This window comes from Sphingomonas sp. EU05-FHT14C10, from assembly GCF_058790595.1.
Genome location: NZ_JBYTEN010000005.1, coordinates 187,182 through 197,618, shown reverse-complemented (window position 1 = coordinate 197,618; position 10,437 = coordinate 187,182). Strand labels below are relative to the sequence as shown.

At 66.1% G+C, this 10,437-nt stretch carries 10 protein-coding genes; 3 read left to right on the top strand and 7 right to left on the bottom strand.

What is annotated here, in order from left to right; genetic code table 11:
* Positions 1-83 precede the first annotated feature (83 nt).
* Positions 84-1,256 carry an acetyl-CoA C-acetyltransferase gene (locus AC3WT0_RS08025; protein ID WP_492752916.1) on the bottom strand — a complete coding sequence of 391 codons (1,173 nt, stop codon included), beginning with the start codon at positions 1,254-1,256 and terminating at the stop codon, positions 84-86.
* Between the two features lie 35 nt (positions 1,257-1,291).
* Positions 1,292-2,284: an alpha/beta fold hydrolase gene (locus tag AC3WT0_RS08020; protein WP_492752930.1), complete on the bottom strand. Its 993-nt coding sequence runs from the start codon at positions 2,282-2,284 to the stop codon at positions 1,292-1,294.
* Between the two features lie 91 nt (positions 2,285-2,375).
* Between AC3WT0_RS08020 and phaR the strand changes: the two genes are divergently transcribed.
* Positions 2,376-2,921 carry a polyhydroxyalkanoate synthesis repressor PhaR gene (gene phaR / locus AC3WT0_RS08015; RefSeq protein ID WP_492752914.1) on the top strand — a complete coding sequence of 182 codons (546 nt, stop codon included), beginning with the start codon at positions 2,376-2,378 and terminating at the stop codon, positions 2,919-2,921.
* A 344-nt stretch (positions 2,922-3,265) separates the two neighbouring features.
* Here phaR and AC3WT0_RS08010 read toward each other — a convergent pair whose 3' ends face one another.
* Positions 3,266-4,084 carry a class I SAM-dependent methyltransferase gene (locus AC3WT0_RS08010; protein WP_492752913.1) on the bottom strand — a complete coding sequence of 273 codons (819 nt, stop codon included), beginning with the start codon at positions 4,082-4,084 and terminating at the stop codon, positions 3,266-3,268.
* Positions 4,085-4,400: 316 nt separating this feature from the next.
* Between AC3WT0_RS08010 and AC3WT0_RS08005 the strand changes: the two genes are divergently transcribed.
* Positions 4,401-4,835, top strand: coding sequence for a PEPxxWA-CTERM sorting domain-containing protein (locus tag AC3WT0_RS08005; RefSeq protein WP_492752912.1), 435 nt, complete (start codon positions 4,401-4,403; stop codon positions 4,833-4,835).
* A 62-nt stretch (positions 4,836-4,897) separates the two neighbouring features.
* Here the strand turns inward: AC3WT0_RS08005 and AC3WT0_RS08000 are convergent, their stop codons facing one another.
* Positions 4,898-6,406: a glycosyltransferase family protein gene (locus tag AC3WT0_RS08000; RefSeq protein ID WP_492752910.1), complete on the bottom strand. Its 1,509-nt coding sequence runs from the start codon at positions 6,404-6,406 to the stop codon at positions 4,898-4,900.
* Between the two features lie 23 nt (positions 6,407-6,429).
* Positions 6,430-7,938 carry a TadA family conjugal transfer-associated ATPase gene (locus AC3WT0_RS07995; protein WP_492752909.1) on the bottom strand — a complete coding sequence of 503 codons (1,509 nt, stop codon included), beginning with the start codon at positions 7,936-7,938 and terminating at the stop codon, positions 6,430-6,432.
* Between the two features lie 127 nt (positions 7,939-8,065).
* Between AC3WT0_RS07995 and AC3WT0_RS07990 the strand changes: the two genes are divergently transcribed.
* Positions 8,066-8,524, top strand: a complete 459-nt coding sequence (locus tag AC3WT0_RS07990) for a DUF6265 family protein (protein WP_492752907.1) — start codon at positions 8,066-8,068, stop codon at positions 8,522-8,524.
* A 54-nt stretch (positions 8,525-8,578) separates the two neighbouring features.
* Here the strand turns inward: AC3WT0_RS07990 and AC3WT0_RS07985 are convergent, their stop codons facing one another.
* Positions 8,579-8,833 (bottom strand): ATP synthase F1 subunit epsilon, encoded by a 255-nt coding sequence (locus AC3WT0_RS07985; RefSeq protein WP_492752906.1) that lies wholly within the window; start codon positions 8,831-8,833, stop codon positions 8,579-8,581.
* 45 nt (positions 8,834-8,878) lie between these two features.
* Complete coding sequence (gene atpD, locus AC3WT0_RS07980; RefSeq protein ID WP_492752904.1) at positions 8,879-10,417, bottom strand: F0F1 ATP synthase subunit beta; 1,539 nt, start codon at positions 10,415-10,417, stop codon at positions 8,879-8,881.
* Positions 10,418-10,437 lie beyond the last annotated feature (20 nt).

Here is a 10,437-nt window from a genome sequence, read left to right as displayed (position 1 = left end):
ATCCCCCACCCGGCCTCCCATAGCATATCCTGGATGGGAGGCCGGGTGGGGGAGAGGGCCGGTGCCGCTTTAGTCTCAGCGGCTCAGCGCTCGATGCAGAGTGCGACGCCCATGCCGCCGCCGATGCACAACGTAGCGAGGCCCTTCTTCGCGTCGCGCTTTTCCATCTCGTAGATCAGCGTGGTCAGCACGCGCGCGCCGCTCGCGCCGATCGGGTGGCCGATCGCAATCGCGCCGCCGTTCACATTGACCTTGTCGGCATCCCAGCCCAGCTCCTTGCCGACGGCCAGCGCCTGCGCCGCAAAGGCTTCGTTGGCTTCGATGAGGTCGAGATCGGCGATGCTCCAGCCCGCCTTCTCCAGCGCGCGGCGGCTTGCCGGCACCGGGCCGATGCCCATGATCGAGGGGTCGACGCCGGCCGAGGCCCAGCCGGCGATGCGCGCCAGCACCTTCGCGCCGCGCTTCGCAGCCTCGTCGGCGGTCATCAGCACCAGCGCCGCCGCGCCGTCGTTGAGCCCCGAAGCGTTGGCGGCGGTGACGGTGCCGTCCTTCTTGAACGCCGGGCGCAGCCCCGCAATGCTCTCGACCGTCACGCCGTCGCGGATGAACTCGTCGGTATCGACCACCGTCTCGCCCTTGCGCGTCTTGATCGTGACGGGCGCGATCTCGTCCTTGAAGCGGCCGGCGGCGCGGGCGGCGGAAGCGAGGTTCTGCGAGCGCACGGCGAAGGCGTCCTGCGCCTCGCGGCTGATCTGATACTGCTCCGCCAGATTTTCGGCGGTGATGCCCATGTGATAATTGTTGAAGACGTCGGTCAGGCCGTCCTTGATCATCGTGTCGACCAGCTCGACCGCGCCCATCTTGGTGCCGCCACGCAGGTTCTGCGCATGGTTGGCGAGTGACATGCTCTCCTGTCCGCCGGCGACCATGATCTTCGCGTCGCCCGAGATGATCGCCTGCGCAGCGAGGGCCACTGCGCGCAGACCCGATCCGCAGACCTGATTGACGCCCCAGGCGGGAATCTCCTTGGGCACACCTGCCGCGATCGATGCCTGACGCGCCGGGTTCTGGCCCTGCGCGGCGGTGAGCACCTGGCCGAGAATCACTTCCGATACTTCCTCGCCCGCGATGCCGGCCTGCGCCAGCGCGGCCTCGATCGCCACGCGGCCCAGCTCATGCGCGGGAGTCGCGGCGAACGAACCCAGGAAGCTGCCGACCGGGGTGCGCTTCGCGGCAGTGATCACGACATCAGACATTGGATGCTCCTCAACATATTTTCCGCGGTGCAATATCAGGCGGCAGCGGCGCGCGAAAGCCATGCCGCCAACGGCTCCCACAATTGCGCGCGGGCGCGGCCGCCGACGATCATGCCGACATGGCCGGCGCCCAGCATCATGCGATCGGGCAGGGCGGCGGCGGAGGCGGCGGGGACGATGCGGTCGCTGAGCGAGATGATGTCGATCGCGGGACAGGCAAGGGCGGCCGGATCGATCGTCACACCGCCCACGCTCCACCGGCCGGTTCCCGGCGTGTCGCGGCCGACGAAATCCTCCATCAGCTCGCGCCCCGCGGCGAGGGTGAGGGGCGCGCCGTCATTGGCCCAGTCTTCCAGCGTCACGAAAGCGCGCGCCTGATCGCTGTCGGGGTCGAGCCGCCCGAAATCCTCATATTTGCCGATCGTGCGCGCCGGATCGAGCCGCCAGAAGCCGGACTGCAGCACTTCCATCGGCACCAGCCCCATCGCCTCGGCAGGCAGACGCGCGGCTTGCCACAGCGCCGCGATATCGGCGCGCGCAGCATCGCCGAAGCCGCCGAAATGGAAAGGCGCAGCAACGAGCGCGAGGCCGCGCACCGGGCGCAGCATCGCCGCCGCCATCGCCATCGTTCCGCCGAGGCAGTAGCCGAGCAGCAGCGGCGGCTCGCCGATCGCATCGATCAGCGGCAGCAGCAGTGTTTCGATATGGCCGGCGATGTCGAGCCCGGACTCTTCGGGCGTCGGCGTTCCCCAGTCGAGCAGCAGCGGGCGGAAGCCCTGCGTGGCCAGCCATGCGGCGAGCGAGCGATCCTCGGCAAGGTCCAGAATATGCGGCGGATTGATCAGCGATGGGACGAGCAGCAAGGGGGCGCCCGAGCCGCCGAAATCGATCAGCCGCGCGCGCCCGGCCTGCGCCGCGACCGGGCGGCCGGCGCGCGCCGGCGGGCGGGGAGCGGACTGATAGGCGGCAAGCCCCCCGAGCGCTGCGGCGCGGCGTTCGGAGGATGTTGCAGTCTCGCTGCGCAACAGGTCGAGAAACAGGGGTAAAGGGCGTGGGCCGTGTTGCGGTGCATCATCGAATGATGCTACGCCTGCAGCATCAGATAAGTGGGGCAGCGGCATGGCAAAAACTCGTTCGGGCGACTCGGACGTCGTCATCATCAAGAAATACGCCAATCGGCGCCTCTACAATACCGACACGTCGAGCTACATCACGCTCGAGCATCTCGCCGCGATGACGCGCGAGGGGCGTGAATTCAAGGTCCTCGACGCCAAGACCGACGAGGACATCACCCACGCGGTGCTGACCCAGATCATCATGGACGAGGAAGCGCGCGGCGAGTCGATGCTGCCGGTCAACTTCCTCCGCCAGCTCATCTCCATGTACGGCGATTCGATGCAGGCGATGGTCCCCAAATATCTCGAAGCCTCGATGGAAGCCTTCCGCCGCAACCAGGCGCAGTTCCATGACGCGATGAAAGGCGCCTTTGCCACCGGCCCCTTCGCCGAGATCGCCAAGCGCAACATGGAAATGTTCGAGGCGGCGACGAGCGCGTTCAAGCCGCGCGTCGGCGGGGCCGTTGCCGCCGAAACGAAGGACGACGAGATCGCCAAGCTGAAGGCGCAGCTCGCCGACCTGCAATCGAAGGTCGACAAGCTGGGCTGAGCGCCTTCGCGTCCGTCGTCCTTTTCGTCATTGCGAGCATAGCGAAGCAATCCAGCGGGTGCCGGGGCATCGTCTGGATTGCTTCGCTATGCTCGCAATGACGGCGTGGGCAGCGTGACGATGGTCGCGGTAGGGAATGGCGGAAAAGCGCGATTCTTACCCTTGGAAGTTGACAAAGTTGAGAGGCTGGAGCGCTTTTCTCAACTTCGGAGTTCGGGCGATGTCAAAGAGCGAGGCGGAGTGCGCCGGAGATCATCATAGTATCGCCGGCATGGTGTAGGACAGCGGAGTCTTTCTCCAGCCGCCACCCCGGCTCGGGGCCGGGATGACGATCGTGGCGTCGCCTATTTCAGCGGCTTGCGGAATTTGAGCGTCATGCGGTCGCTTTCGCCGATCGCGGCATATTTGGCGCGGTCCTTGTCGCCTTCCGTATAGGTTGGGGGCAAGGTCCATACGCCCTTGGGATAGTCGTGCGTGTCCTTCGGGTTGGCGTTCACGTCCGACGCGCCGACATATTCGAAGCCGGCCGCCTCGACGATGCGTCGCACGGTCGAGACCTTCAGATAGCCGCTCTTGGCTTCCAGCGCGGTATCCATGGATTCAGGTAGCCGGTGCTCGACCACGCCGAGCGTGCCGCCGGGCTTGAGCATGCGGAAGGCGCTGGCGAAGACGCGCGCATCCTCGCCCTTGCCCGGGATGGTGAGGTTGTGGATGTTGCGGAAGGTCAGCACGACATCGACGCTGTTGTCGGGAACCTGATCGGCCGGTGCCGGCAGATCGACGACAGCGACCTTCGACCATGACGGCGTCGCCGCCAGCTTCGTCCTGAACCGATCCTGCCCCGCCCCCGCAGGCATGGCATCGTAGAGCTTGCCCTGCGCCGCGAGATAGGGCGCCAGTATCTCGGTATACCAGCCGCCGCCCGGTAGCAGTTCGACGACGCTGTCGCCGGGTTTCACCCCGAAGAAGCTCAGCGTTTCCATCGGATGGCGATATTTGTCGCGCGCGCGATTGGCTTCGCTGCGGCCGGGATCGGCGATCGCCCTGGCGAGCGCGGCATGGGCGCTCATGTCATGCCCGGCATGGCTTTGCGCGATCAGGGCTGTGGTTGCAGGGGCGCCGGCCGCGACAAGCGCGGCGGCGATCAATGTGGTGCGCTTCATACATCCTCCAGTCGGTTGACCGGCCGGATTGATAGCTTGCCGCAGGCCGCATGTCGCCTCCCGGAGGCGGCGGGAAATCGGTCATCCTTTCGGATATGTAATTGTAAGAGAATGTTAGTTTTAAGGAGTCGATAACCGTTCGAGGAGCTAATCGATTTCACGACCCCATCGGACAAAATGGAGTCGTCGATAGAGGGGTAGCGTTGAAATGTTAAAACTTTTCTCCGGCGTTGCTTTGGCTGCTCTTGCGGTAGCTCCAGCGAACGCGGCGACGTTTCTGTTCTCGTTCACGGGAACGAATGTATCGGGCAGCGGATTGATTTATACTGCCGACAATAACAACGTGTCGACCGTCACGCGCGTGACCGGCACGATCTATGACAGCGAGATCGGCGCGGGGCCGTTCACGATCACCGCGCTGTCTTCCTATGCTGGCGCAAGCAACCTGCTTTATCGCAACGCCCAGCCCTATGTCGATTTCGGCGGGATTTCCTTCACCACCGATCGTGGCGGCGACTTCAATCTCGGCCTTGGCGGCGGCGGTTTCTATGGGCTGGTGCTCAACGCCTCGCGCCTCAACCCGTTCGGTTATGGCAATGGCGGCAAGGCGACGAGCGGATCGACCGACGTCGGCATGCGCCTCAACGCCGTGCCCGAGCCCGCGACCTGGGCAATGATGATCGGCGGTTTCGCGATGGTCGGCACGATGATCCGTCGCCGCCGTCGCTCCGTGGGATCAGTGCTCGCCTGACCTGACCTCTTTCATGTCCCGATCGACTGCGCCGTCGGCTTTCCCGAGCCGGCGGCGGATTTTCAAATGTCGAGGCGTTCGAGTATGCGCTGCAACTCGATCTCCCGCGCCGCTTCGGGCGCGCATGGACCCGGCCGGACGAACAGGCAGATGCTGCGCACGCCGTAGGCGCGCCCCGAGCCGCGCCCGCTGCCGGGGGCGCTGAAGCAGGCCCGTCGCGCGAAATCGCGCGGAAGGGCGATGGCGTCGTCCGCCGGGGCGAGCATCGCGTTGAAGCCCTTCGCGCTATGCTCCAGCGGCGGCAACGGACCGATATCGACCGAGGAGCGGGCCAGGTAGAGCGGTAGCTTTCGATGCATGTAGGCATATCCGCCGCCTTCCCAGAAATCGAGATCATAGAGCGCGACGCCGCAGATGCCCGGCGTGGTCCGGACCGCACGCGCGGTATCGAGCCCGGCAGAGAAAGCCGTCCAGCGCGGCAGCCAGGACGGACGCGCGGCCAGCGAGGCAGACGCGCCGGCCCAGAGCAGGAGCAGGGCTGCTGGAACCAAGCGGCCGGCATGCGGCGGCAATCGATCAGCGAGCCGCCTCGCCAGCTCGGCAGAGCCGATCGCGCCGAGGATCACCAGCACGGCCATGCTCAGCAGGATGAAGCGATATTCCTTGTGGCCGATCAGGCTGTGGAAGGCGAGGTTGACGATCGCCATCCACAGCAGCGGACGATAGCGGCGCAGCGTCGGCTGGAGGAAAAGGAAGGCGGGGACGAACCAGAGGCCCCAGTTACGCACGATCATCGCCAGATAGCCGCCCCAGCCCGAGACGCCATAGTCCGCCGCGCGATCGAGCAGCAGGTTCTGGCGCACATTCTCGGCAAGCCAGTGGAAAGGCATCTGGCCGGCGGCGGCATCGGCGATGGCGCCCGCCGCGAGCGCGGCGATGCCGCCCGCGACGAGCGGCAGCCAGCGCGCGCGCCACTGCAGCCCCGCGCTCAGCAGGACGAGCGTCGCGATGGCCGGCAGATATTGGAAGCGCATGATCGCCGCGAGGCCGAGCAGCGCGCCGGCCAGCACGAGGCGTTCGCGACGCGCGGGATCGAGCATCAGGGCGGCGGCGGGCAGGACGAGAGCGGTCGCCGCAGCCTCGCTCAGCACATGCCCGCCATAATAGACGAGCTCGAACCAGATGGCGGCGACGACGGCCGCAACGAATGCGTGGAAGCGCCCCATGCGGTCGCCGATTGCGAAGGCCGCCGGCACGATGCTCAGCGAAAGCGCGGCCATCGCGATCTTGGGAAGAAGCAGGTAGAGATTGCCCGAAGGAGCGATCCACGCGCCGATCCGCATGGGCAGCGAAAGCAGCAGCGGCAGGAGCGCGCCGCGCATCCCGTAGCGCTGTTCCCACGTCATGATCCCCCACCCGAAGGCGAGGCGATGCGCCTGTTCGAGATATTGGAATATCTCGTCGGGATGCGCCATCGTCGGCGCAGCCAGCACGAGCAGGCGCAGCGTCGCCGCCGCCACGAGAAGAGCGGCGAGCGCGCGGCGGGTCGTCCGGTCGGCGCAGTCCGTCACGGTCGTGCGCCGGCTTGGGGGGATTACAGGCAGGCTTCGAGGAAGGCCTGATCGAAGCCGTACTGCTTGGCCTTTTCAAGCGTGTAGGGGCGCAGGCCCATCGAACGATATTCGCCGATGATCTTGCCGTCGGCGCTTTCGTCCAGATACTCGAACTTGAAGAGTTCCTGCGTGACGATCACCGGGCCTTCCATACCGATCACTTCGGTGATGTTGGTTACGCGGCGCGAACCATCGCGAAGGCGCTTCACCTGCACGATGAGATCGACCGAGTCGGCGATCTGGCGCGAAATGGCTTCCTTCGGCACCTTGATGTCGGACATCATCACCATGTTCTCCATACGCGCCAGCGCTTCGCGCGGGCTGTTGGAGTGGAGCGTGGCCATTGAGCCGTCGTGGCCCGTGTTCATCGCGGCGAGCAGATCGAAACATTCCGATCCGCGAATTTCGCCCAGGATGATGCGATCCGGGCGCATACGCAGCGCGTTGATGACGAGATCGCGGATGGTGATCGCGCCCTGGCCTTCGAGGTTGGCAGGGCGGGTTTCGAGCGGCAGCCAGTGCGGCTGCTGCAGCCGGAGTTCGGCCGCGTCCTCGATGGTCAGCACGCGCTCGCCGGGGTCGATCATCTTCGACAGCGCGTTGAGCATCGTCGTCTTGCCCGAGCCGGTGCCGCCCGAGATGACGATGTTGAAACGGCAGGCGCCAGCGACCTTCAGCGCGGTCGCCATCTTGGTCGACATCGAGCCGCCGCCCGCCATCATGTCGAGCGTGATCGGCTTGGCCGAGAATTTACGGATCGAGATGGCGGTGCCGCGCAGCGACAGCGGCGGGATGATGACGTTTACGCGGCTGCCGTCCTTCAGGCGGGCGTCGGCGAGCGGCGTGGTCTGGTCGACGCGGCGGCCGACCTGATTGACGATGCGCTGGGCGACCTGGAGCAGATGCTCCTCATCGCGGAACTGGATGCTCGCCAGCTCCAGCTTGCCCTTGCGTTCGATGTAGGTCTGCTCGGGCCCGTTGACCATGATATCGCTGATCGCCGGGTCCGAGAGCAGCTCCTCGAGCGGGCCGAGGCCGAGAAGCTCATCGACCAGGACCTTTTCGAGCGCGAACTGCTCGCGACGGTTGAGCGTCAACTTCAGCTCGGCAAGAACCTCGCCGATGATCGGGTGGAATTCCTCGGCCAGTTCTTCCTTGCTGAGCGAAGCCGCCGCTTCGGGATCGACGCGCTCCAGCAGGCGGGGAAGCACTTGCTCCTTGATGCGGTGGACCGAGGCCTCGAAGCCCTCGGCCTTGATCGGAGTCGCTTCGGCCGAGGCATCCTGACGGCTGGCGAGGCGGGCCATCGCGTCCATCTGCGGCGCGGGCGCATCTTGCGGGGCATCGAGCGATTCGATCGGCGGAAACTGTGCGCCGCCTTCGGGTTCAGCGGGAGCAGGCGCCGCGCCGCCGCGCATCGGCCGCGCAACGCCGAAGGAAGGCCGGGCACCGGCAGTGCCGATTCCGCCGCGTTTTCCGAATGCGCTCATTCCCTACCCCTCAAAATCCTACGCATGGACCTGGGCCCATTCGACTGAGTGAATAGGTCGGAAACTTTGATAAATGGCTAATCAGCGGGGGCGCGGCGTCGACGGGCGCCGGAACAGGGGGGGCGGAATGCGCAGGATGACGATCATCGCGGCGGCGGCGATGCTGATCGGGGCGGCCGACGAAAAACCGGCGCTGCCCGGCTGGATGGCGGGCTGCTGGGAGCAGGTCGAGGGCGATGGCTGGACCGAGGAATGCTGGACCGCGCCGCGTGCGGGCATCATGCTTGGCAGCGCGCGGAGCGGGGAGGGCGGCAAGCTCGCCTTCTGGGAAACGATGCAGATTATGCTCGATGCGCCGGCCACGGATGGTCCGGTCGTGCGGATGGCGTTCTTCGCCGCACCCCGCGGAGTCAACCGGACGATGTTCGCATGGAGCCCGGAGGCGGGCGGCGGCGCCACCTTCATCAACATGGCGAACGATTATCCCCAGCGGATCCGCTATCGCCCCGAAGGCGACATGCTGGTTGCCGAGATAGCGATGGCCGACGGCAGCAGGCCGCAGCGCTGGCGCTACCGGCGCAAATGAAAAGGGCGGCGCTTGCGCACCGCCCCTTCATTCATTCGCCACAGGGGCGGAAGATCAGGCCTCGGCGCGCTCCGCGAGCACGGTCAGCCCGTTCGCGCCGACTTCGGCAAAGCCGCCTTCGACGCGGATCGTGCGTGGCTGCGCGCCGGCGCTGTCATAGACTTTCAGCTCGCCGTCGCGGACGGTCGACATGAAGGGCGCATGGCCCTGGAACACGCCGAAATCGCCCTCGGTGCCGGGCACCGTGACCATATAGACCTCCTGCGAGAGGACGAGCTTTTCAGGCGTGACGAGTTCGAAGTGCAGCATCTCAACTCTCTCTCCCCTCCCGCGAGCGGGAGGGGTCAATTGGCCTTAGGCCTCGGCGGCCAGCTTCTGCGCCTTGGCGATCGCTTCCTCGATGCCGCCGACCATGTAGAAGGCCGCCTCGGGGAGGTGATCATAGTCGCCGTTCACCACCGCCTTGAACGACTTGATGGTGTCCTCGATCTGTACGAAGGCGCCGGGGATGCCGGTGAACACTTCGGCGACGTGGAAGGGCTGCGACAGGAAGCGCTGGATCTTGCGCGCGCGGCTGACGGTCAGCTTATCTTCTTCCGAAAGCTCGTCCATGCCGAGAATAGCGATGATGTCCTGCAGCGACTTGTACTTCTGCAGGGTCGCCTGCACGGCGCGCGCCGTCTCGTAATGCTCCTGGCCGACGATGCGCGGCTCGAGGACGCGGCTGGTCGAATCGAGCGGATCGACCGCCGGATAGATGCCGAGTTCCGAGATGGCGCGATTGAGCACGGTCGTCGCATCGAGGTGCGCGAACGAGGTCGCCGGCGCCGGATCGGTCAAGTCGTCCGCGGGGACGTACACGGCCTGCACCGAGGTGATCGAACCCTTGTTGGTCGAGGTGATGCGTTCCTGCAGCGCGCCCATGTCGGTCGACAGAGTGGGCTGATAGCCCACCGCCGACGGAATGCGGCCGAGCAGCGCCGACACCTCGGCGCCCGCCTGGGTGAAGCGGAAGATGTTGTCGACGAAGAACAGCACGTCCTGGCCTTCGACGTCGCGGAAATATTCGGCGATCGTCAGGCCCGACAGCGCGACGCGGGCACGGGCGCCCGGCGGCTCGTTCATCTGGCCATAGACCAGCGCCACCTTCGAACCGTCGGTGATCGCGTTGCCGTCGGCGTCCTTGGCGATGACGCCTGCGTCGAGGAACTCGTGATAGAGATCGTTACCCTCGCGGGTGCGCTCGCCGACGCCGGCGAACACCGAGGTGCCGCCATGGCCCTTCGCGATGTTGTTGATCAGTTCCTGGATGAGCACGGTCTTGCCGACGCCGGCGCCGCCGAACAGGCCGATCTTGCCGCCCTTCGCATAAGGCGCGAGCAGGTCGATGACCTTGATGCCGGTGACGAGGATCGCGGCTTCGGTCGACTGGTCGACGAATTCCGGAGCCTTGGCATGGATCGGCGCCTTGAGGTCGGTCGCGACCGGGCCGCGCTCGTCGATCGGCTCGCCGACGACGTTGAGGATGCGGCCAAGCGTGGCGGGGCCGACGGGGACGCGGATCTGGTCGCCGGTATCAGTGACGTTCTGGCCGCGGGTCAGGCCCTCGGTCGAGTCCATCGCGATCGTGCGGACGGTGTTCTCGCCGAGATGTTGGGCGACCTCGAGGACGAGGCGCGTGCCGTTATTCTCGGTTTCCAGCGCCGAAAGGATCGCCGGAAGCTGGTTTTCGAAGGTCACGTCGACGACGGCGCCGATGACCTGCGAGATGCGGCCGACATTGTTGGTCGTCGCGGGCTTCACGGTCGCGGTCGAGCCGGCCGCCTTGGGCGCGGCGGCCTTGGTCGCGCGGGGCTTGCGCGCGGGCTTCTCGGTGGTCGGGGCGGTTGCCATTCTGCTTTCCTTGCCTTCGT